Below are 21,503 nucleotides of genomic sequence, written 5' to 3'. Positions count from 1 at the left end.
CGTCAGAAGAAGGTCAGCCCGACCTGGAACAGTCGCTCCACGTCGCGGATACGGCGCTTGTCGATCACGAACAGGATGACGTGGTCGCCGGACTCCACCACCACGTCGTCATGGGCGATCAGCACCTCCTTGCCGCGCACGATGGCGCCGATGGTGGTGCCCCGGGGCAGCTCGATCTCGCCGATGGCGCGGCCCACCACCCGCGAGGACTGGGTGTCGCCGTGGGCGATCGCCTCGATGGCCTCGGCGGCGCCGCGGCGTAGGGAGTGGACGTTGACGATGTCGCCGCGGCGCACGTGGGTGAGCAGGCTGCCGATGGTGGCCTGCTGGGGCGAGATGGCGATGTCGATCTCGCCGCCCTGCACCAGGTCGACGTAGGCGGCGTTGTTGATCAGCGTCAGTACCTTCTTGGCGCCCATGCGCTTGGCCAGCATCGACGACATGATGTTGACCTCGTCGTCGTTGGTCAGGGCGCAGAAGATGTCGCACTCCTCGATGTTCTCCTCCTCCAGCAGCCGCTTGCTGGTGGCGCTGCCGTGCAGCACCACGGTGCGGTCGAGGCGCTCGGAGAGCACCGTGCAGCGCTCCAGGCTGTGCTCGATGATCTTGACCTGGTGGCTGTGCTCGAGGTGCTCGGCGAGGCGCTCGCCGATGTTGCCGCCGCCGGCGATGATCACCCGGCGGAAGTCGCGGTCGAGGCGCCGAAGCTCGCTCATCACCGCGCGGATGTCGCGACGGGCGGCGATGAAGAACACCTCGTCGTCGGCCTCGATGACGGTGTCGCCGCGCGGGATGATCGGCCGGTTGCGGCGGTAGATGGCCGCCACCCGGGTATCCACGCTGGGCATGTGGCGGCGCAGGAAGGCCAGGTCCTGGCCCACCAGCGGGCCGCCGTAGATCGCCTTGACCGCGACCAGCTGCACCAGGCCGCCGGCGAACTCCAGCACCTGCAGGGCACCGGGGTGCTCGATCAGGCGGCGGATATGGTCGGTGACCACCTGCTCGGGGCTGATCAGCACGTCGATGGGCACCGCCTCGTGGGCGAACAGACCGCGGCGGGTGAGGTAGGCGGTGGCCCGCACCCGGGCGATCTTGGTGGGGGTGCGGAAGAGGGTATGGGCGACCTGGCAGGCGATCATGTTGACCTCGTCCTGGCTGGTCACCGCGATCAGCATGTCGGCGTCCTCGCAGCCCGCCTGGCGCAGCACCATGGGATAGGAGCCGGGGCCCACCACGGTGCGGATGTCGAGCTTGGTGTGCAGCTCGCGCAGCTTGTCGCCGTTGGTGTCGACGACGGTGATGTCGTTTTCCTCGCGGGCCAGGTGTTCGGCCAAGGTGCCGCCGACCTGGCCGGCGCCGAGAATGATGATCTTCATCGCGTGGGGATTCCGCTGGGTCGAGGGGCGGCGTCAGCTGGTGCACCGCAGCACGTGACGGCTAGCCTAAACCAGCCGTCACGGGAAGGACAGGCGGGTGGGCCTCAGTCGAGGGTGAAGCCCACCTTGATGGTGACCTGCCAGTGGGCCACGCGACCATGCTCGATATGCCCGCGGGTGTCGGTGACCTCGAACCAGCGCATGCCGTGGAGGCTCTCCGCGGCCTTGGCGAGGGCGTTGTCGACGGCCGCCTCGATGCCCTGCTCCGAGGAGCCGGTGAGTTCGATGTGCTTGTAGGTGTGGTGGCTCATGGTGCCTCCGGCGCGTGTGGACGTACGGTCATGCCGGCCTGCCGGGAAGGTGACCTCCCGCGTCAGGCATCGGCCTTCCTGAGTCTGGCATAGAAGAAGCCGTCGTGGCTGTCGACCTCCGGCAGCAGCTGGCGGCCTTCGCCGGCAGGGCGTCCCCAGGCCACGTCCCGCGGGGTGATGGCCCGGGCGTCCGGGGTGCGCGCCAGGAAGGCGGCGATCTGGTCGCGGTTCTCCTCGGGCAGCACCGAGCAGGTGGCGTAGAGCAGGGTGCCGCCGGGGCGCAGCAGCGGCCAGAGGTTGTCGAGCAGCCGGGCCTGCAGCGCGGCCAGCGCCTTGATGTCCGAGGGACGGCGCAGGCGCTTGATGTCGGGGTGGCGGCGGATCACGCCGCTGCCCGAGCAGGGCGCGTCGAGCAGGATCGCCTCGAAGGGGGTGCCGTCCCACCAGTCGCGGGCGGTGGCGTCGCCATGGGCCAGGCGCGCGCCGAGGCCCAGGCGCTCCAGGGCGCCCTCGACCCGGGCCAGCCGCTCGGCGTCGCTGTCCACCGCATGCATGTCGATGTCGAACACCTCCAGCAGGTGGGCGGTCTTGCCGCCCGGGGCGCAGCAGGCATCGAGCACCCGTGCGCCTGGGCGCGGTGCCAGCACCGGGCCGAGCAGCACCGTGGCGAGCTGGGCCGCCTCGTCCTGGACGCTGACATGGCCCTCGGCGAAGCCCGGCAGGTCATGGACGTCGCAGGGCGTCTCCAGGGTGATGCCGTCCGGGGCGTGGGCGCACAGGCGCGCCTCCAGGCCGGCGGCGGCGAGGCGATCCAGGTAGGCCTCTCGGTCGCCCTGGCGGCGATTGACCCGCAGGGTCATCGGCCCCGGCACGTTGTTGGCCTCGGCCACCGCGCGCCAGTCGTCGGGCCAGGCCTGGCGCAGCGCCTTGAGCAGCCATTTGGGGTGCAGCAGGGCCACGGCGGGGTCGCGGTCGACCTCCGCCTGGAGCGTGCCGGACTCGCGCTGCAGGCGGCGCAGGCAGCCGTTGAGCACCCGGGTGGCCCACTCCTTGCCGAGCAGGCGGGCGGCACCGGCGGTCTCGCCCACCGCGGCATGGGCGGGCACCCGCAGGTAGAGCAGCTGGTGGATGCCCAGCAGCAGCAGTGCCTGGACGTCGGCGTCGCGGGCCTTGAAAGGCTTGACCAGCAGCCGGCCGGCCAGCGCCTCGAGGCGCGGCAGGGTACGGCAGACGCCGAAGCAGAGCGCCTTGAACAGGGCGCGGTCGCGGGTCACCACCTGGTGGTCGTCGAGGCCGGTGAGGGAGCCCTTGCCGGTGATCACCGGCACCAGGGCGCGGGCGGCGGCGGCGCGTACCGCCAGCCCGCCGTCGTTCTCGATGCCCCGGGAGGCGGGGCGGCGGGGCTTGCCGGGAGCATCGCTCATGCCGGGGTCTCCTCGTCGTGGCGGCCCAGGCGCAGGCCGGTGGGGAAGCGGTCGGCGCGGGCGCGCAGCAGCTCGGCGACGGGCAGCGCCTTGCCGCCGGGCAACTGGGCGCGGGTGACCCGCAGCACCTGGTCACCCGCGGGGCCGCAGGCGATGCGCAGGGCCGTGTCGTCATGGGCCAGCAAGGTGCCGGGGGCGGCAGGCGCCTCGCCGGCGGCGAGCCTCCCCGGCTCGGCCAGCAGCAGGCGCAGGCGGTCGTCGGCGAGGGCGCACCAGGCCACCGGCCAGGGGTTGAAGGCACGCACCCGGGCGGCCAGGGCCTCGGCGGGCTCGCGGAAGTCCAGCTCGGCCTCGGCCTTGGAGAGCTTGGCGGCGTAGGTGACCCCGGCCTCGGGCTGGGGAGTGGCGGCCAGGCCCTCCTCGGCGAGGGCGTCCAGCGCCTCGACGAGGGCCTCGCCGCCGAGCGCGGCCAGGGTGTCGTGGAGCTCCCCGCCGGTGGTGGTGGCGGTGATCGGGGTGCGGCGCACCCGCAGCATGTCGCCGGTGTCGAGCCCCTCGTCCATCTGCATGATGGTCACCCCGCTCTCGGTGTCGCCCGCCTCGATGGCGCGCTGGATGGGGGCGGCCCCGCGCCAGCGCGGCAACAGCGAGGCGTGGACGTTGAGGCAGCCCAGCCGTGGCGCCTCCAGCACCGCCCGGGGCAGGATCAGGCCGTAGGCCACCACCACCATGACGTCGGCGCCCAGGGCGGCGAGCTCCGCCTGGGTCGCGGGATCCCGGAGGCTCTGGGGCTGGTGGACCGGCAGACCGTGCTCGAGGGCCAGCGCCTTGACCGGACTCGGCGTCAGCTTGCGGCCGCGACCGGCGGGGCGGTCGGGCTGGGTGTAGACCGCGATCACGCGGTGGCGGCTGGCGAGCAGCGCCTTGAGGCTCTCGGCGGCGAAGTCGGGGGTGCCGGCGAAGATGATGTCGAGGGGTCGGGACATGGATCCGGGCCTTGCCAGTGGGCGATGCTCCCATGATAACGGAGCGGGCCGGAAACGACGAAGGCCGACGCGGGAGCGTCGGCCTTCGCGGGACGTGGCGCCGGACTCAGGCGCCCTGCATCAGCTTGTGGCGCTTCTGCATCTTCTTCATCACGCGGTCGCGCTTGAGCGGCGACAGGTAGTCGACGAACAGCACCCCCTCGAGGTGGTCGAGCTCATGCTGGATGCAGTGTGCCAGCAGGCCGTCGGCCTCCAGCTCGTAGGGCTTGCCGTCGCGATCCAGCGCCTTGAGGTGCACGCGCAGGGCGCGGGGGACCTCGGCATAGTACTCGGGGATCGACAGGCACCCTTCCTGCATCGGCTCGCGCGCCTCGCCGAGCGGGGTGACCTCGGGGTTAATCAGCACCAGGGGGCTGGTGCGGTCGTCGCTGACGTCCATGACGATCACCCGACGGTGCACGTCGACCTGGGTCGCCGCCAGGCCGATGCCGCGGGCGTCGTGCATGGTCTCCAGCATGTCGTCGACCAGCCGGCGGATCTCGTCATCGACCTCCGCCACGGGCGCCGCCCGGGTGCGCAGGCGCTCGTCGGGATACTCGAGGATGGGTAATTTGGCCATGGCGTTGGATTCACCGTTATGCTGTCATTTACACAATGACACTATTCTAGGGTGTGGCCCCGGCGCCAGACAGCGCCGGATGCACAACATATCGATAACCTCAGACTATACCACGCCGGTGACGTTCCATGGCAGCGGCCGTCGGCACGCGGGGGAGAGCAGGGATGAAGCAGAGACGAGACGGCAGGGCGCGGCGCGGCGTGTTGGGCGCGGCGGCGGCGCTGGGCATGCTGGTGGCCGCCATGGTCCAGGCGCAGGGGCCCGACTGGGACGACGACCTGCGCCACGATGCGCCGGAGCGCTATACCGTGGTGCGTGGCGACACCCTGTGGGACATCTCCGGGCGCTTCCTGCGCCACCCCTGGCAGTGGCCCGAGGTATGGCAGGTCAACCCGCAGATCGAGAACCCCCACCTGATCTATCCCGGGGATGTCATCTACCTCTACGACTGCGGCGGTCGACCCTGCCTGGGCCTGGAGCGCGGCCAGGGGCAGGCCAGGCTCTCCCCGGAGATGCGCACCATCCCCCACCGCGAGGCGATCGAGCCGATCCCGCTGGAGGCGATCCGCCACTTCCTGCGCGAGCATCGCGTGGTGGAGGATCCCGAGGCCCTCGACGAGCTGGCCTATGTGGTGGGCGGCGACGACCGCCGCCTGATGAGCGGCGTGGGTGACCGCCTCTACGCGCGCGGCGAGGTGCCTGGTGGCGGGCGCGTCGGCTTCTACCGTGTGGGTGAGCGTTTCCTCGACCCGGCCAGCGGCGAGCTGCTGGGCCTGGAGCTGGAGAGCGTCGGCCAGGCCCGCCGCGAGCGCCAGGAGGAGGAGATCGCGGTGCTCGAGGTGACCGCCTCGCGCCAGGAGGTACGCAACGGGGACATCGTGCTGCCACTGGAGGATCGTGCCCTGGTGACCCAGTTCGTCCCCCGCGCCCCCGAGCGCGAGGTGGAGGGCACCATCCTGGCGGTGCCCGGCGGGGTGCAGTTCATCGGCCGCCTGCAGGTGGTGGCGCTGGACCGCGGCCGCCGCGACGGCCTCGAGGCCGGCCATGTGCTGATGGTCGAGCAGCGCGGGGAGCTGGTCAGTGACCCGCGCACCGGCGAGCAGCTGCGCCTGCCGGGGGAGGACGCCGGCCTGGTGATGGTGTTTCGGCCCTACGAGAAGATGAGCTACGGCCTGGTGATGAAGGCCAGCCGCACCCTCTCCGTGGGCGACCGGGTCCACAACCCGCAACGGGCGGTCAGCGCCGCCCTGCGCTGAGGCCACCATGCCTGCGGCGCGGCTGGGCCCTCGGGAGTGGCTGGCGCTGGCCGCGCTGCCCGGGCTCGGGGCGGGCGCCCTGGCCGAGCTTGCCGCCCGTGAGCCGGCCTGGCCCGACGGCTGGCTCGCGATCCTGCCGCCGCGGTGCGCCAGCGCGCTGCGGCTGTGGCTCGACCACCCCGCCCGCAGTCCCCTCACCGCCGAGGTGGAGGCGCGGCTGGCCTGGGTCGCCGAGGCCGACGATCGCCACCTGCTCTACCCGGGCCACCCTGCCTGGCCCGAGCTGCTCTCCCAGATCCCCGACCCGCCGCCCCTGCTGTGGGCTTGGGGCGACCTTGCCGCCCTCGAGCCACCGCGCCTGGCCATGGTGGGCTCCCGGCGTGCCACCCGCGAAGGGCTGACCAATGCCGGCGCCTTCGCCCGCGAGCTCGCCGGACGTGGCTGGTGCGTGGTCAGCGGCATGGCGCTGGGCATCGACGCCGCCGCCCAGCAGGCGGCGCTGGACGCCGGCGGCGCCAGCGTGGCGGTGCTCGGCTGCGGCGTCGATGTGGTCTATCCACCTCGCCATCACCGCCTGCACCAGCGGCTGCGCGAGCCCGGCGGCCTGCTGCTGGCCGAGCATCCCCCGGGCACCCCGGCCCGGGCCGGCTTCTTCCCGCGCCGCAACCGCATCGTCACCGGCCTCTCCTGCGGCGTGCTGGTGGTGGAGGCGGCCGAGCAGAGCGGTTCGCTGGTCAGCGCCCGGCTGGCCGGCGAGCAGGGACGTGAGGTCTTCGCCCTGCCGGGCTCGCTCCACAACCCCCAGGCCCGTGGCTGCCTGCGGCTGATCCGCCAGGGCGCCGTGCTGGTGCGCGAGGTGGACGATATCCTCGCCGAGCTGACCCAGTGGGCCGGCATCGCCCTGGCGCCCTCCGCCGCCGCGGCCGAGGCCCCGGGGGGCCCGGAGTCGCCGGGGTCCTCGAGCGACCCCCTGCTGCGCTGGCTGAGCGGCAGCCCCACCCCGGCCGACACCCTGGTGGGGCTGACCGGGCTGGATGTCGCCGAGTGCCAGCGGCGCCTGCTGGCGCTGGAGCTGGAGGGCCAGGCGGCGCGGGTCGCCGGCGGCTGGGTGCGCCTCTCGGCGCCGTGATAGAATCCTTCGCCGTTGTGCCGCCGCCACGCGAGGAGAGCCGTCCCATGAGCCAGGCCCGCCAGATCGAGCATGCCATCGCCGCCCTGCGCCGGGGCGGGGTGATCGCCTACCCCACCGAGGCGGTCTGGGGGCTGGGCTGCGACCCCGACGACGACGCGGCGCTGACCCGGCTGCTGCGCCTCAAGCGCCGCGACCCCGCCAAGGGGGTGATCCTGGTGGCGGGGCGCATCGAGCAGTTCGGCGAATGGCTCGAGGGGCTGCAGCCGGAGCTGCATGCCCCCCTGGCGGCCAGCTGGCCGGGGCCCAACACCTGGCTGGTGCCGGACAACGGCCGCAGCCGCGCCCTGGTGCGCGGCGACCATGACCGGGTCGCCCTGCGGGTCAGCGCCCATCCGCTGGTGGCCGCCCTATGCGACGCCTTCGGCGGCCCCATCGTCTCCACCTCGGCCAACATCGCCAGCGAGCCGCCGGCCATGAGCGCCGACGAGGTGCGCGCCATCTTCGGCGACGCCCTGGATGCCATCGTCGAGGGCGAGCTCGGCGGCCTCGAACGCCCCAGCACCATCCGCGACCTGGTCAGCGGCCGGGTGCTGCGCGACTGACCGATACCTCGCCGCCCGATCCTTTGCTGCTTCAGGAGAACCCCTTGGCCGATCCCCGACTCGACCATGTCAAGACCTACCTGCTCGACCTCCAGGAGCGTCTGTGTGATGCCCTGGCCGCCGCGGACGGCGGCGCCGGCTTCCGCGAGGACGCCTGGGAGCGCCCCGAGGGCGGCGGCGGGCGCTCCCGGGTGATCGAGAGCGGGCGGGTGTTCGAGAAGGGCGGGGTCAACTTCTCCCATGTCTACGGCGAGCGGCTGCCGCCCTCGGCGACGGCGGCGCGGCCCGAGCTCGCCGGGCGCAGCTTCCATGCGGTGGGGGTCTCCTGGGTGCTGCACCCGGAGAACCCCCACGTCCCCACCAGTCATGGCAACGTGCGCTTCTTCATCGCCGAGAAGGCGGGGGAGTCGCCGGTGTGGTGGTTCGGCGGCGGCTTCGACCTGACCCCCTTCTACCCGGTGCACGAGGATGTGGTGCACTGGCACCGGGTGGCCAGGGACGCCTGCGCCCCCTTCGGCGACGACGTCTACCCGCGCTTCAAGGCCTGGTGCGACGACTACTTCTACCTGAAGCATCGCGACGAGACCCGCGGCGTGGGCGGGCTCTTCTTCGACGACCTCAACGACGGGGGCTTCGAGCGCTGCTTCGCCTTCCAGCGCGCCGTGGGGGACGCCTTCCTCGACGCCTACCTGCCCATCGTGGCCAGGCGCCGGGAGACCCCCTTCGGCGAGCGCGAGCGCGACTTCCAGCTCTACCGCCGGGGGCGCTACGTGGAGTTCAACCTGGTGTGGGACCGCGGCACCCTGTTCGGGCTGCAGAGCGGCGGGCGCACTGAGTCGATCCTGATGTCGATGCCGCCCCTGGCGCGCTGGGCATACGACTGGCACCCCGAGCCCGGCAGCCCCGAGGCGGCGCTCTACGCCCACTACCTGAGCCCCCGGGACTGGCTGGGGGAAGAGGAGAGCTCATGACCGACCGCTACTGCGTCTTCGGCCACCCGGTGGCTCATTCGAAGTCGCCGCTGATCCACGCCGCCTTCGCCGAGCAGACGGGCGAGGCCATCGCGTACACCGCCATCGAGGCGCCGCTGGATGACTTCGCAGGGGCCTGGCGGCGCTTCAGCGCCGAGGGGGGCCGCGGCGCCAACGTCACCGTGCCCTTCAAGGAGGAGGCCTTCCGCCTGTGTGACACCCTCAGCGAGCGCGCCCGCCGCGCCGGGGCGGTGAACACCCTGATCCTCGGCGGCAACGGCCTTACGTACGGTGACACCACCGACGGCGTGGGCCTGGTGCGCGACCTGGTCGGCCACGGCGTCGCCCTGCGGGGCGCGCGGGTGCTTGTGCTGGGCGCGGGGGGCGCGGTGCGTGGCGTGCTCGAGCCGCTGCTGGCCGAGGCGCCGGCGAGCCTGTTCCTGGCCAACCGCACTGCCGGGAAGGCCGCGGGGCTGGCCGCCGACTTCCATGACCTTGGCGAGGTCGAGGGCGGCGGCTTCGATGCCGTGGCCGGCCCCTTCGACCTGGTGATCAACGGCACCAGCGCGAGCCTCGCCGGCGACCTGCCGCCGCTGCCCGACGACCTCTTCGCCCCGGGCGCCACCGCCTACGACATGATGTATGGCGCCGAACCCACCGTCTTCCTGCGCTGGGCCGCCGCGCGCGGCGCGCGTCCCCTCGACGGCCTCGGCATGCTGGTGGAGCAGGCGGCGGAGTCCTTCTTCCAGTGGCGCGGCAAGCGCCCCGCGACGGCCCCGGTGCGGGAGCGGCTGCGCCAGGCCCTGTGACCCCCGGCGGCGCCCTTCAGCGCCGCTTGGTATAGAGCCCCGCCATGCACAGCGCCAGGCCGACCAGCGACACCAGCATGCCGCCGTTGACCAGCCAGGGGGCTCGGTCGAGCCAGGAGACGAAGGGCTGTGGCGTCTCGCGGCAGACCCCCTCCAGGTAGTCCCAGTGGCCGCCGGCGAGGACGCACTCCCGCACGCCCGCATACTCCCAGAAGTAGGCCCCCATCAGCACCAGCATGGGGACGATCAGCAGCAGCAGTCCCAGTCTCAGCATCGCCTCATGGCCTCGGGCAGTCGGGTGTACGGCCGGCCTGGCGGGCGCGCTCATAGCGAGCCAGGGCCTCGTCCATGCGCGCCTGCAGGTCCTGGGTGCGCTGGCCGTGGCTGGGGTGGCTGGAGAGCCAGGCCGGCGGCCGCGCGCCGCCCTGGGCGCTCATGTTCTCCCACAGCGCCAGGCTGGCCCGGGGATCGAAGCCGGCGTCGGCCATCAGGAAGAGGCCCAGCTCGTCCGCCTCGCTCTCGTGGCGGCGGGAGAAGGGCATCAGGATGCCGTACTGGGCGCCCATGCCCAGTGCGCCCATCAGCTGCTGGCCGCCCGCGCCCTCCAGGCCCGCGGCCGAGGAGAGCACCGAGAGCCCCAGCTGGGTGGCGGTCTGGGTGGAGACCCGCTCGTTGGCATGGCGCGCCAGCACGTGGGTGATCTCGTGGCCGACCACCGCGGCCAGCTGGTCCTGGTTACGGGCGACCTCCAGCAGGCCGGTGTTGACCCCCATGTAGCCGCCGGGCAGGGCGAAGGCGTTGGCCGAGTCGTCGCGGAACACGCGGATCTGCCAGTTCTCGGCCTGGCGCTGCTGGGGCGGCAGCGCGCGCACCAGGGCGTCGGCCACGCACTGCACATAGCGCTGGGGGCTGCCGCCCACCATGGGACGCTCCTGCTGGTACTGCTGGAAGGCCTGGGCGCCCATCTGGTCGAGCTGGGCGTCGGAGGCCAGGGTCAACCGCTGGCGGCCGGTGGGGGAGGTGGTACAGGCGGCCAGGGTCAGGCACAGGGCGCCGACGGCGAGGGGCGTGATCCAGCGCATGGGGGTCTCCTTGTGGGGCGGTGGCATCCAGTCGGGTAAGACGCTGGACGGGCGTCCGAGTTCGCCACAAGATACCCGGAACGCCTGCAAGGTCAACCACTGACACGGTGTGCCTGATGGCATGAGGCTTCTCCGGCGACAGGCCTGCGAGGGGGCGCTGTGAACCCCTCCCTGGGCGCTACCGATGCCATCCCTGGCATAGGACCCCCTCTTCGGCCTGTCCCCGGCGCCTCATGCGGTCTGTGCGCCGACATCGACATGGAGAAGGAGAGAAACATGGACGCCGAGCTGTCGCGTCGCCTGCTGCACCTGCTGGATCACGTCGAGCACTGGCTGCCGCCGGCCCCGGTGGAGGTGGACTGGTCGCGGGACGTGGCCGCGCTGTGGCAGCGCCACGCCCTGGGCGGCCGTCTGCTGCCGGTGCCACCCCGGGATGCCCTGAGCCTGGACGACCTGCTGGGCATCGAGCGCCAGAAGCTGGCGCTGGTGGACAACACCCGCGCCTTCCTGCAGGGCCATCCGGCCAACCACGCCCTGCTGTGGGGCTCCCGGGGCAGCGGCAAGTCGTCGCTGATCCGCGCCCTGCTCAACAGCCTGGCCGGAGAGGGGCTGCGCCTGGTGCAGGTCGACCGCCACGACCTCGCCGGCCTGCCGATGCTGGTGGAACAGCTGCGCCATCAGGATCACCGCTTCGTGGTCTACTGCGACGACCTCTCCTTCGAGGGGCACGACGACGCCTACAAGGCGCTCAAGAGCGTGCTGGATGGCGCCCTGACCGGGCCACCGCCCAACGTGCTGCTCTACGCCACCTCCAACCGCCGCCACCTGCTGCCGGAATCGATGAGCGACAACGAGGGCTCGCGACTGGTGGGCGACGAGCTCCACCACGGCGACGCCGTGGAGGAGAAGATCTCGCTCTCCGACCGCTTCGGGCTGTGGCTGGGCTTCCACCCCTTCAACCAGGATGTCTACCTGGAGGCGTGCTGCCACTGGGTCACCCAGCTGGGACGTCGCGAGGACTGGAGTGCCGAGGCGCGCGCCGAGGCGATCCGCTTCGCCACCCTGCGCGGCGGGCGCAGCGGTCGCGGCGCCTGGCAGTTCGCCACCCAGTGGGTGGGCCGCCGGCGCCTTCACGGGCGCTAGGAGCCTGTCGGGCTTAACACCGATCTACGGCGAGATCCGGTCTTTCGGCCAATTTCATTCGATCTGATTCGTTAAATAGCTCGCTATTCGCCTCATCAGATCGATAAACTTGTCTCGAAATCCGAATCTCTCGTTACGATCGGTCAAACCCGACAGGCTCCCAGGAGAGCCGTAACGACGCCGCCCCGGGGCTACCGGGGCGGGTCGGACGTTGCATGCACGTTGAGGGCGGGATCAGCGGCGGCTCCTGCGCGCCTCCTTGGTGCGGCCCAGCTCGCGCTGCTTGGCCTTCTCGCGGTCGCTGGCGCCGGCCAGCCTGTCGTAGGGGTTCTTGCCGGAGCGGAACTCGAAGCGCATCGGGGTGCCACGCACCTTGAGCACCTTGCGGAAGGTGTTGGTCAGGTAGCGGCGGTAGGCCTCGGGCAGCGACTCGGTCTGGTTGCCGTGGACCACGATGATCGGCGGGTTGCTGCCGCCCTGGTGGGCCATGCGCAGCTTGATGCGCCGGCCGCGCACCATGGGTGGCTGGTGCGCCTCGGTGGCGTCCTGGAGGATGGTGGTCAGGCGGTTGGTGGACCAGTGGGCGTTGGCCGAGGCGAAGGCGCGCTCGATGGAGGGGTAGAGGTCGCCCACCCCGGTGCCGTGCAGCGCCGAGATGAAGTGCAGGTCGGCATAGTCGGCGAAGCCCAGGCGGCGCTTGATCTCGGCGCGCATCTTCTCCTTGGCCTCGCTCTCCAGGCCGTCCCACTTGTTCACCGCCAGCACCAGGGCGCGGCCGGTGGTCAGCACGTAGTCGAGCAGGTGCAGGTCCTGCTCCACCAGCCCCGAGCGCGCATCCAGCACCATGATGGCGACATGGCACTCCTTGATCGCCTCCAGGGTCTTGATGATGGAGAACTTCTCGGCCACCTCGCGGACGTTCTTGCGGCGGCGTACCCCGGCGGTGTCCACCAGCACATAGGGCTTGCCGCGGCGCTCGAAGGGGATCTCGATGGCGTCGCGGGTGGTACCCGCCTCGTCGAACACCACCACCCGCTCCTCGCCCAGCAGGCGGTTGACCAGGGTCGACTTGCCCACGTTGGGGCGGCCGATCACGCCGATGCGGATGCCCTTGGTGCCGGTATCCGCCGGGATGCTCTCATCGCGCTCCGGGAAGGGGGCGAGCACCTCGTCGATCAGCGCGGTGACATTGCGGCCGTGGGCGGCGGCGATGGGCCGCGGCTCACCCAGGCCCAGCTCCCAGAACTCGGCGGTGGCGCTGTCCTCGTCGAGGCCGTCGGTCTTGTTGACCACCAGCCAGGTCTTCTTCTGGTTGACCCGCAGGTGGTTGGCGATGGCCTCGTCGGCCACGCTCAGCCCGGCCCGGGCGTCCACCAGGAACAGCACGATGTCGGCCTCGTCGATGGCGGCCAGCGACTGCTCGGCCATGGCCGCGTCGATGCCGGCCTCATCGCCGCTGATGCCACCGGTGTCGATCACCGTGTAGGCCTTGCCACCGAGCACGCCGTTGCCGTACTTGCGGTCCCGGGTCAGGCCCGGGAAGTCGGCCACCAGGGCGTCGCGGGAGCGGGTCAGGCGGTTGAACAGGGTCGACTTGCCCACGTTGGGGCGGCCGACCAGGGCGATCACGGGTGTCATCGAATTTCCAGGGTCTCGAGCCGGCCGTCATTGGCCAGCACATGGATGCGGTTGCCGTCGGTGACCGGGCGCACGCCGATGCCGGAGCCGTCGATGCGCTCGCGCCCCACCATCTCGCCGCTGCGGGCGTCGATCAGGTGCAGGTAGCCCTCGAAGTCGCCGAACACCAGCTTGCCGTCGGCGAAGGCCGGCGCGGTGGGTCGACGGCCCTCCAGGTCGGCGTTGCGCCACACCTCCTCGCCGCTGTCGGCGGCCAGGGCCAGGATGCGGCCCGACTCCTCCACCACGAACAGGAAGTCGCCCACCACGAGGGGGGTGTGGTAGCTGGAGAGGTCGCGGGCCCACAGCGGCTCGCCGCGGGTCGCCTCCAGGGCCACCAGGCGGCCGTTGTAGCTGGTCACGAAGAGGCGGCCGTCGGGGGTCAGCACCGGCTGGGCGGCCAGGTCCACCAGGCGCTCGATGTCGCTGCGGCCCTGGGCCAGGGCGATGCGCCGCTCCCACAGCGGCTGGCCGTTGCGGTTGTCCAGGGAGACCAGGCGGCCGTTGGCGAAGCCGGCGAAGGTGACCGGGTCGATGGTCATGGGGGTGCCGGTGCCCCTCAGGGTCAGCGAGGGCAGGTTAGCCTGGTAGCTCCAGCGCTGGGTGCCGCTGGCGCGGTCCAGGGCGGTGATGGTGCCGTCGACGCTCTGCACGATCAGCAACTGCTGGTTGGGCTGGGGGGCCGCGAGCACCTCGCTGGGCACCCGGGCACGCCAGCGCACGCTGCCGTCGCGCTGGCTCACCGCCAGCACCTCGCCGTTGCGGGTGCCCAGGTAGACGTCCCCGGCCACCGCGGTCAGCGCGCTGGAGATCGGCGCCTCGAGGTCCACCTCCCAGCGGGTATCGCCGCCGTCGGCGTCGAAGGCGAACAGCTCGCCACGGTAGTCGGCGGCGAACAGGGCGTCGCCGTCGCGGGACGGGGCGATGGGGTAGGCGGCGCGGCCCAGGCCGTCGCCGGCGCCCTCGCGCCACACGCTGGAAAGCGCCGCGCTCGGCTCGAAGTCACCAAGCGCCTTGGGCGGATACTCCGGCTCCACGGCGTTGCCGGCGCAGCCGGCGAGCAGGGTCAGGCCCGCCAGGGCGGCGATCAGGAGGGTCGGTTTCATGAGTCCAGCCCCTGGTTTTCGGGGCCTGCTGCCAGGCCCAGGTTGTCGAGCTTGAGCTGCACGCCGTAGAGCGGCTGGTCGTTGGCCTCGGCCAGCGACAGCGCCTCCTGCCAGGCCGCGGCGGCATCGGCCTCGCGCCCCAGGGCATTCAGGGCATCGCCGCGCACGGCGGCGCGCTGGGCGGCCAGCGCCTCGGGCACGCCCTCCTCAAGGGTGGCGAGCGCCGCCTCGGCGTCCTCGTCGGCGACCTGCAGGCGAGCCAGGCGCAGCCGCGCCAGGCCGGCCACGTAGTCGGCCTGGGCCTGGTCGATCAGCGCCTCGAGGCTGGCGCGGGCGCCGGCGAGGTCACCCTCGGCCACCGCCAGGCGCGCATCCAGCAGGCGTGCCAGGTCGGCGTAGAGGGTCTTGCCATGCTCGTCGACGATCTCCGCCGCCAGGGCGCGACCCTCGCCGGGGTTGGCGATCTCCGGGTTCGCGCCGCCGGTCAGGTTGACCAGCTGCTGGTAGCGCATGGAGGCGGCGGTGGCCTGGTTCTCCTGGTAGCCCTGCCAGGCGTTCCAGCCCACCACGCCGGCCACGGCGATGGCCGCACCGGCGACCAGCGAGAGGCCGTTCTCCTTCCACCAGCGCTTGATGGCCTCGACCTGTTCTTCCTCGGTTCTCAGCTCCGCCATGGGCGGTCTCCTTGTGTGTCCGGTGGGGCGTCAGGCCAGCAGCTCGCGCAGCGTCTCGGCCAGCGCCGCCTGGGGCAGGCTCTGCTGGTCACGCTCCTCGCGCAGGAACTTCAGCGTCGCGCTGGCCTCGGCCAGTTCATCCTCGCCCAGCAGCAGGGCCAGGCGGGCGCCGCTGCGATCGGCCTTCTTCATGCGGCTCTTGAAGCTGCCACCGCCGCAGTGCAGCTGGGCGCGCAGCCCGGGCAGCTCGCCACGCAGGCGCTCCGCCATCTGCAGGGCAGCCCCGGTGGCGGCGTCGTCCATGGGCAGCACGTAGAGGTCGAGCTCGCCGCGGGCGGCGTCGGGGATCAGCTCCAGGGTCTCGAGCAGCAGGACCAGCCGCTCGATGCCCATGGCGAAGCCCACCGCCGGGGTCGGCTTGCCGCCCAGCTGCTCCACCAGGCCGTCGTAGCGGCCGCCGGCGCACACCGTGCCCTGGCTGCCGAGTGCCGTGGTGGTCCACTCGAAGACGGTGCGGCCGTAGTAGTCCAGGCCGCGCACCAGCCGCGGGTTGATCACGTAGTCGATGCCGGCGGCGTCGAGCAGCCCACAGAGGGTCTCGAAGTGCTCCCGGGAGGCGTCGTCCAGGTGGTCGAGCAGGCGCGGCGCGCCGGCCAGCATCTCGGCCATCTCGGGGTTCTTGGAGTCGAGGATGCGCAGCGGGTTGCTGGTCAGCCGCCGACGCGAGTCCTCGTCGAGCACCTCGCGATGCTGCTCGAAGTAGGCGACCAGCCGCTCGCGGTAGGCGGCGCGGGCCTCCGCGGAGCCCAGCGAGTTGAGCTCCAGGGTGACGTGCTCCATCAGCCCCAGCTCGCGCCACAGCCGCGCCGAGAGCAGGATCACCTCGGCGTCGATGTCCGGTCCCTCGAGGCCGAAGCTCTCCACGCCGACCTGGTGGAACTGGCGGTAGCGGCCCTTCTGGGGGCGCTCGTGGCGGAACATCGGACCCTGGTACCAGAGGCGCTGGGTCTGGTTGTGCAGCAGGCCATGCTCCATGGCGGCGCGCACGCAGCTCGCCGTGCCCTCGGGGCGCAGGGTGAGGCTGTCACCGTTGCGGTCCTCGAAGGTGTACATCTCCTTCTCGACGATGTCGGTGACCTCGCCGATGGAGCGCGCGAACAGGGCGGTCTGCTCGACGATGGGGGTGCGGATCTCGGCGTAGCCGTAGCGCGCCATCAGGGTGCGCACGCGACCCTCGAAGTACTGCCACAGCGGCGACTGCTCGGGGAGCAGGTCGTTCATGCCGCGGATGGCCTGGATCTTCTTCTTGCCTGGCTCTTTTTGACTTTCCTGGGACTTGCTCAACGATGGCTCCTTGGTGGGTGCCGGCGACTCAGGCGTCGCGGGCGATCACGTCCTGTTCGGCCTGCTCCTTCTCGCGCACCTTGTCGCGGATCAGCCGCTCGAGGTCGTCGACCAGGTGGTCGTTGCGCAGCTTGGAGGCGGGCTTGCCGTCGAGGTAGACGAGGTTGGCCGGCGAGCCGCCGGTGAGGCCGACATCGCTCTCCTTGGCCTCGCCGGGGCCGTTGACCACACAGCCGATCACCGAGACGTCGAGCGGGGTCATGATGTCCTCGAGGCGCTCCTCCAGGGCGTTCATGGTGCCGATGACGTCGAAGTTCTGGCGCGAGCAGCTGGGGCAGGCGATGAAGTTGATGCCCTTGCTGCGCAGGCGCAGGCTCTTGAGCATGTCGAAGCCGACCTTGATCTCCTCGACGGGATCGGCGGCCAGCGACACGCGGATGGTGTCGCCGATACCGTCCATCAAGAGCATGCCGAGGCCGATGGAGGACTTGACGGTGCCCGAGCGCAGCCCGCCCGCCTCGGTGATGCCGAGGTGCAGTGGCTGCTCGATGCGGCCGGCCAGGTCGCGGTAGGCGGCCACCGCCATGAAGACGTCGGAGGCCTTGACGCTGACCTTGAAGTCGGGGAAGTCGAGGCGGTCGAGGTGGTCGATATGGCGCATGGCCGACTCCACCAGGGCCGCCGGGGTGGGCTCGCCGTACTTCTTCTGCAGGTCCTTCTCCAGGGAGCCTGCATTGACGCCGATGCGGATCGGGATGCCGTTGTCGCGGGCGGCGGAGACCACCGCACGCACCCGATCCTCGCGGCCGATGTTGCCGGGGTTGATGCGCAGGCAGTCGACGCCGAGCTCGGCGACGCGCAGGGCGATCCTGTAGTCGAAGTGGATATCGGCAACCAGCGGGACCGCGACCTCGCGCTTGATGCGCCCGAAGGCCTCGGCGGCCTCCATGCTGGGCACCGAGACGCGCACGATGTCGGCACCGGCGGCCTCCAGCTGGCGGATCTGGGCCACGGTGGCGGCGACATCCAGGGTGTCGGTGTTGGTCATGCTCTGCACCGAGATGGGGGCATCGCCCCCGACGGCGACCTTGCCGACATGGATCTGGCGCGACTTGCGACGGACGATGGGGGATTGTGCGTGCATGGTGACGGAATCATTCTCCCAGAGTGAAGCGGGCGACATTGTTGGCGCCGGCGCGTGCGCCGAGGTCAACGCTCTCGCCCCGCCAGACCAGCTCGACGCCGGTGGCGTTGCCCACGGTCAGGCGGAAGGGTGGCTCGCCTTCGACGCTGGCCGTGGTGCCGGGTTCCTGCAGGCCGACGAAGACGCGCTGATTGTTGGCGTCGAAGATCTCGGTCCAGGACTGTTCGTTGAAGGTCAGCTTCAGGCGGCGCGGGTCGACGGCCTCGTCCTCGGCGGCAGCCGGCTCGGGGGTGGTCGCCTGCGCCGCGGTGGCGGCATCCGGCGTGGCGGCGTCCTCGGCGACCGGCGCCTCACCCGCGGTGGCCTCTTCGGCGGTCGCCTCGGTGCCGGCGGCATCGGCCATCGCTGGCTCGGCATCGCGGGCGTCGGCGGTAGTGTCGACGCTGGCCTCCGGCGCCTCCTCGGGCAGCGGCGGCAGGCTCTCGGGCTCGGCGGTGGCGGCCGGCGCGGCGTCGCCGGTCCCGGCGTCGCCGGTCTCGGCGTCGCCGCCCACCAGGCGATCGACCGACACCGGGTCGCTGTCGCCGAGGCCGGGCGGCTCGTTGCCGCCGCGGCTCTGCCACCACATCAGGGTCAGGCCGATCAGGCCGGCCAGCACCAGCAGGGTGACCAGGCGGAACAGCCAGGCGCCCAGCCGCGAGGGGGGCTTGGTGACCTGCACCGGGGCGACCCGGCGCTGGGCGGCGTCCTCGCTGCCGAAGCGGGCGCGGTAGGCCTCCAGCACCGGGGCGTCATCGATGCCCAGCAGGTGGGCATAGGCGCGCAGGTAGCCCCGCCGGTAGGTGGCGATGGGCACCTCCTCGTAGCTGTCCTGCTCCAGGCCGCGGATCACCGCCGGCCGCAGGTTGAGCGCGTCGGCCACCTCGGTGAGCGAGAGGCCCTGTTGCTCGCGCTCGCGCCTCAGCTGCTCGCCGGGCGAGGCCGAGGCGTCAGCGTGCAGGTCCGGTTCGTGGGTGTCGCTCATGGCGGCGCATCCTTCGGTGATGGTCTCGGGACGGGCGCTAGGGGCGCCCCTCCAGCTGTTGGGTATAGAAGGCGGCGGTGGCCCGGTCGCCCTGGCCGCGGGCGATGTCACTGGCCAGGCGCAACGCCTCGGGGCGCGGGCCCGCCAGGCGCATGAATGCCTCGATCTGGGTCCGTGCCCGGGGCAGGTTGCCGGCGGCGTACTCGAGCTCCGCCAGGGTGAAGTAGCTGCGCGGTGCCCGGGGGTCGATCTCCTGGGCGCGCTGCAGGCTGGCGCGCGCCGCGCCGACCTCGCCGAGCTCCAGGCGGCACTGCCCCAGGTTGGCGAACAGCTGGGCGCGGTTGGGGTACTGGGCGTCCGTGGAGGCCCGCTCGAGCTGCTCGCACGCCTCGCGCACGCGGCCCTGATCGTACAGGAAGGCGGCGTAGTTGTTGCGTCCCCGGGTGAAGTCGGGGCTCGCGGCGAGCGCCCGGCGGAAGGTCTCGTCGGCCAGCTGCCCCTCTCCCTGGCGCTGGTAGACCATGGCCATGGCCTGGAGCGCCTCGGGGTCGTCGGGGGCGATCTCCAGGGCGCGGTTCAGCGCCCCCATGGCGCGGCGCAGGTTGTCGCGCTCCAGGTAGGCGACGCCGAGCTGGGTGTAGGCGTCGGCGGGGCTGGCCTCGGTGTCGCCACCGGCGATGCCCTGGGGCTGGGTGGCACAGCCGGCCAACCACAGCGCGCCGAGCAGGGCGATGGCGGGCAGCAGCGGGCGTGCGGTCGTGCGGCGGGTCATGGACTCCTCCCCAGGGTCGACGGGCTCCCTCCGGCGGCGTGCCGCGGGCTGACGGAGGCCGGGGGGAGACAGGGCCTGCCCATCAAAGCGCTGTGCCCGGTTGAAGTCAAGGCGGCCCCCGCTCAGTCGGCGTCGATCTGGATGGACTGGATATAGCGGGCGTGGCGCTTGGTGCGGTCCTTCACCCGACCCACCAGCTGGCCGCAGGCGGCGTCGATGTCGTCGCCCCGGGTGGAGCGGATCGGTGCCGTGTAGCCCAGCTCATACAGCCACTGCTGGAAGCGCATCACCTGGTTGCGCGAGGGCTTCTCGTAGCCGGAGTGGGGGAAGGGGTTGAAGGGGATCAGGTTGATCTTGCACGGCAGCTCGCGCAGCAGCTCGGCGAGCTGGCGGGCATGCTCCTGCTGGTCGTTGACGTCCTTGATCACCGTGTACTCGATGGTGACCATGCGGGTGTCGTCGCACTTGGCCAGGTAGCGGTGGCAGGCGTCCAGCAGGGTGCGGATGTTGTACTTGCGGTTGAGCGGCACCAGCTCGTTGCGCAGCTCGTCGTTGGCGGCGTGCAGCGAGATGGCCAGGCTCACGTCGAGTTCGTCGCCGAGCCGGTCGAGCATCGGCACCACCCCGGAGGTGGAGAGGGTGACGCGGCGCTTGGAGAGGCCGTAGCCGTTGTCGTCGAGCATCAGCTTCATGGCCGGCACGACGTTGTCGTAGTTGAGCAGCGGTTCGCCCATGCCCATCATCACCACGTTGGTGACCGGGCGGTTGGCGGTGTCCTTGCGCGGGCCCACGCTGCGCTGGGCGACCCACACCTGGCCGATGATCTCGGCGGCGGTGAGGTTGCGCTGGAAGCCCTGCTTGCCGGTGGAGCAGAAGCTGCAGTCCAGCGAGCAGCCCACCTGGGAGGAGACGCACAGGGTGCGGCGCTTGCCGTTGTCGGCGGGGATCAGCACCGTCTCCACGTAGCTGCCGTCCTCGACCTCCAGCACCCACTTGCGGGTGCCGTCGCTGGAGGTGCCCTCGTAGACCACGCCGGGACCGCGGATCTCGGCGACCTCCTCGAGCCTGGCGCGCAGCGCCTTGGAGAGGTTGGTCATGGCCGCGAAGTCGTCACAGCCCTCGTGGTGGATCCACTTCATCACCTGGGCGGCACGGAACTTCTTCTCGCCGATGGAGAGGAAGAAGGCTTCCATCTCCTCGCGGGACATGCCGAGCAGGTTGGTCTTCTGGGGTGCGGTATCAGCGGTCATGGCGGTCAGCGGGTCTGGAGTAGGGGTGGCGGGGACAGGGCCCCCGCCGGGCAAGGAGAGCTACCAGAGGAAACTGCTGATTTATGTCGCGAGCGAAGAAAGGTTGGTCGCCGCCGGAGCGGAGAAACCGGAGCCTATGCGGTACTAGGTGAGGATTTCGAGCACCGCCGGCGACCAAGATATCGAGCGCAGCAATAAATCAGTGTTTCCTCAGCGCGGGCAGATCTCGTCGGCACCGAAAAAGTAGGCGATCTCGCGCTCGGCGGACTCGGGGGAGTCGGAGCCGTGCACGGCGTTGGCGTCGATGGTCTCGGCGAAGTCGGCGCGGATGGTGCCCGGCGCGGCTTCCTTGGGGTTGGTGGCGCCCATCAGCTCACGGTTCTTGGCGATGGCGTCCTCGCCCTCGAGCACCTGCACCACCACCGGGCCGGAGGTCATGAAGCCGACCAGGTCCTTGAAGAAGGGACGCTCCTTGTGCTCGGCGTAGAAGCCGCCGGCCTTGTCGTCGTCGAGCTTGAGCATCTTGGCGGCGACGACCTGGAGGTCGGCCTTTTCGAAGCGAGAGATGATCTCGCCGATGGCGTTCTTGGCGACGGCGTCGGGCTTGATGATGGACAGGGTGCGCTGGGTAGCCATGGGCATGTCTCCAGAGGGAATGAACGAAGGGGTGAAGGATAGCGCCGCGCCGCCCTCGGGCTTGGGGAAGCGAGGGCGGCGCGGCGATCAGGGTGATGCGGTTCGGCGATGCGCCGACTGGGCCGGGATTATAGCGCCCCGCGGCGGCGTTGAACAATCGTCGCC

22 protein-coding genes are annotated in these 21,503 nt (G+C 71.4%); 6 read left to right on the top strand and 16 right to left on the bottom strand.

Annotated features, from left to right (window positions below; all coding sequences use genetic code 11):
- Positions 1–2 precede the first annotated feature (2 nt).
- The 5 genes from trkA to def all read right to left on the bottom strand — a co-directional run bounded on the left by trkA (position 3) and on the right by def (position 4,716).
- On the bottom strand, positions 3–1,376 hold the full coding sequence (trkA, locus tag BLP95_RS11830) for a Trk system potassium transporter TrkA (RefSeq protein WP_023004328.1): 1,374 nt from the start codon (positions 1,374–1,376) through the stop codon (positions 3–5).
- Positions 1,377–1,480: 104 nt separating this feature from the next.
- On the bottom strand, positions 1,481–1,687 hold the full coding sequence (locus tag BLP95_RS11825; protein WP_023004329.1) for a dodecin: 207 nt from the start codon (positions 1,685–1,687) through the stop codon (positions 1,481–1,483).
- Between the two features lie 62 nt (positions 1,688–1,749).
- Positions 1,750–3,111 carry a 16S rRNA (cytosine(967)-C(5))-methyltransferase RsmB gene (rsmB, locus tag BLP95_RS11820; RefSeq protein ID WP_089679666.1) on the bottom strand — a complete coding sequence of 454 codons (1,362 nt, stop codon included), beginning with the start codon at positions 3,109–3,111 and terminating at the stop codon, positions 1,750–1,752.
- Positions 3,108–4,097: a methionyl-tRNA formyltransferase gene (fmt, locus tag BLP95_RS11815; RefSeq protein WP_089679664.1), complete on the bottom strand. Its 990-nt coding sequence runs from the start codon at positions 4,095–4,097 to the stop codon at positions 3,108–3,110. Before fmt ends, rsmB begins: the two co-directional genes overlap by 4 nt.
- A gap of 106 nt (positions 4,098–4,203) precedes the next feature.
- On the bottom strand, positions 4,204–4,716 hold the full coding sequence (gene def, locus BLP95_RS11810; RefSeq protein ID WP_089679662.1) for a peptide deformylase: 513 nt from the start codon (positions 4,714–4,716) through the stop codon (positions 4,204–4,206).
- A gap of 164 nt (positions 4,717–4,880) precedes the next feature.
- On the opposite strand from def, the gene BLP95_RS11805 reads away from it, so the two are divergent.
- The 5 genes from BLP95_RS11805 to aroE are packed head-to-tail and all read left to right on the top strand — an operon-like array spanning position 4,881 to position 9,486.
- Positions 4,881–5,972, top strand: coding sequence for a LysM peptidoglycan-binding domain-containing protein (locus BLP95_RS11805; RefSeq protein ID WP_089679660.1), 1,092 nt, complete (start codon positions 4,881–4,883; stop codon positions 5,970–5,972).
- Positions 5,973–5,979: 7 nt separating this feature from the next.
- Positions 5,980–7,101: a DNA-processing protein DprA gene (dprA, locus tag BLP95_RS11800; protein WP_089679658.1), complete on the top strand. Its 1,122-nt coding sequence runs from the start codon at positions 5,980–5,982 to the stop codon at positions 7,099–7,101.
- A 47-nt stretch (positions 7,102–7,148) separates the two neighbouring features.
- The gene (tsaC, locus tag BLP95_RS11795; RefSeq protein WP_089679656.1) at positions 7,149–7,706 is read left to right on the top strand and encodes an L-threonylcarbamoyladenylate synthase type 1 TsaC; all 558 of its coding nucleotides are present in this window, start codon (positions 7,149–7,151) and stop codon (positions 7,704–7,706) included.
- A gap of 44 nt (positions 7,707–7,750) precedes the next feature.
- The gene (gene hemF, locus BLP95_RS11790; protein ID WP_089679654.1) at positions 7,751–8,677 is read left to right on the top strand and encodes an oxygen-dependent coproporphyrinogen oxidase; all 927 of its coding nucleotides are present in this window, start codon (positions 7,751–7,753) and stop codon (positions 8,675–8,677) included.
- A complete protein-coding gene (aroE, locus tag BLP95_RS11785) occupies positions 8,674–9,486 on the top strand; it encodes a shikimate dehydrogenase (protein WP_089679652.1) in 813 nt (270 codons plus the stop codon). Before hemF ends, aroE begins: the two co-directional genes overlap by 4 nt.
- Before the next feature lie 16 nt (positions 9,487–9,502).
- On the opposite strand, the gene BLP95_RS11780 is transcribed toward aroE, so the two are convergent.
- Positions 9,503–9,760 (bottom strand): hypothetical protein, encoded by a 258-nt coding sequence (locus BLP95_RS11780; RefSeq protein WP_089679650.1) that lies wholly within the window; start codon positions 9,758–9,760, stop codon positions 9,503–9,505.
- Between the two features lie 4 nt (positions 9,761–9,764).
- Positions 9,765–10,568: a M48 family metallopeptidase gene (locus tag BLP95_RS11775; RefSeq protein ID WP_089679649.1), complete on the bottom strand. Its 804-nt coding sequence runs from the start codon at positions 10,566–10,568 to the stop codon at positions 9,765–9,767.
- Between the two features lie 276 nt (positions 10,569–10,844).
- On the opposite strand from BLP95_RS11775, the gene BLP95_RS11770 reads away from it, so the two are divergent.
- A complete protein-coding gene (locus BLP95_RS11770; protein ID WP_089679647.1) occupies positions 10,845–11,711 on the top strand; it encodes an ATP-binding protein in 867 nt (288 codons plus the stop codon).
- Positions 11,712–11,945: 234 nt separating this feature from the next.
- On the opposite strand, the gene der is transcribed toward BLP95_RS11770, so the two are convergent.
- The 9 genes from der to ndk form a co-directional block, all read right to left on the bottom strand.
- Positions 11,946–13,349, bottom strand: coding sequence for a ribosome biogenesis GTPase Der (gene der / locus BLP95_RS11765; protein ID WP_089679645.1), 1,404 nt, complete (start codon positions 13,347–13,349; stop codon positions 11,946–11,948).
- Complete coding sequence (bamB, locus tag BLP95_RS11760; RefSeq protein ID WP_089679642.1) at positions 13,346–14,494, bottom strand: outer membrane protein assembly factor BamB; 1,149 nt, start codon at positions 14,492–14,494, stop codon at positions 13,346–13,348. The genes der and bamB overlap by 4 nt, the downstream gene beginning before the upstream one ends.
- Positions 14,491–15,168, bottom strand: a complete 678-nt coding sequence (locus BLP95_RS11755; protein WP_089679640.1) for a YfgM family protein — start codon at positions 15,166–15,168, stop codon at positions 14,491–14,493. Before BLP95_RS11755 ends, bamB begins: the two co-directional genes overlap by 4 nt.
- Before the next feature lie 30 nt (positions 15,169–15,198).
- Complete coding sequence (gene hisS / locus BLP95_RS11750) at positions 15,199–16,512, bottom strand: histidine--tRNA ligase (RefSeq protein WP_281187379.1); 1,314 nt, start codon at positions 16,510–16,512, stop codon at positions 15,199–15,201.
- A gap of 28 nt (positions 16,513–16,540) precedes the next feature.
- Complete coding sequence (gene ispG, locus BLP95_RS11745) at positions 16,541–17,656, bottom strand: flavodoxin-dependent (E)-4-hydroxy-3-methylbut-2-enyl-diphosphate synthase (protein ID WP_089679638.1); 1,116 nt, start codon at positions 17,654–17,656, stop codon at positions 16,541–16,543.
- 10 nt (positions 17,657–17,666) lie between these two features.
- Positions 17,667–18,680: a RodZ domain-containing protein gene (locus BLP95_RS11740; RefSeq protein ID WP_089679636.1), complete on the bottom strand. Its 1,014-nt coding sequence runs from the start codon at positions 18,678–18,680 to the stop codon at positions 17,667–17,669.
- 37 nt (positions 18,681–18,717) lie between these two features.
- The gene (gene pilW / locus BLP95_RS11735; RefSeq protein ID WP_089679634.1) at positions 18,718–19,452 is read right to left on the bottom strand and encodes a type IV pilus biogenesis/stability protein PilW; all 735 of its coding nucleotides are present in this window, start codon (positions 19,450–19,452) and stop codon (positions 18,718–18,720) included.
- A 122-nt stretch (positions 19,453–19,574) separates the two neighbouring features.
- Positions 19,575–20,702 carry a dual-specificity RNA methyltransferase RlmN gene (gene rlmN, locus BLP95_RS11730; RefSeq protein WP_089679632.1) on the bottom strand — a complete coding sequence of 376 codons (1,128 nt, stop codon included), beginning with the start codon at positions 20,700–20,702 and terminating at the stop codon, positions 19,575–19,577.
- A gap of 210 nt (positions 20,703–20,912) precedes the next feature.
- Positions 20,913–21,338, bottom strand: a complete 426-nt coding sequence (gene ndk / locus BLP95_RS11725) for a nucleoside-diphosphate kinase (protein ID WP_089679631.1) — start codon at positions 21,336–21,338, stop codon at positions 20,913–20,915.
- Positions 21,339–21,503 lie beyond the last annotated feature (165 nt).

This window comes from Halomonas shengliensis, from assembly GCF_900104135.1.
Lineage (GTDB): Bacteria > Pseudomonadota > Gammaproteobacteria > Pseudomonadales > Halomonadaceae > Halomonas > Halomonas shengliensis.
Note: the sequence above shows the minus strand (reverse complement) of the source record. Positions and strands in the feature narration are given on the sequence as shown.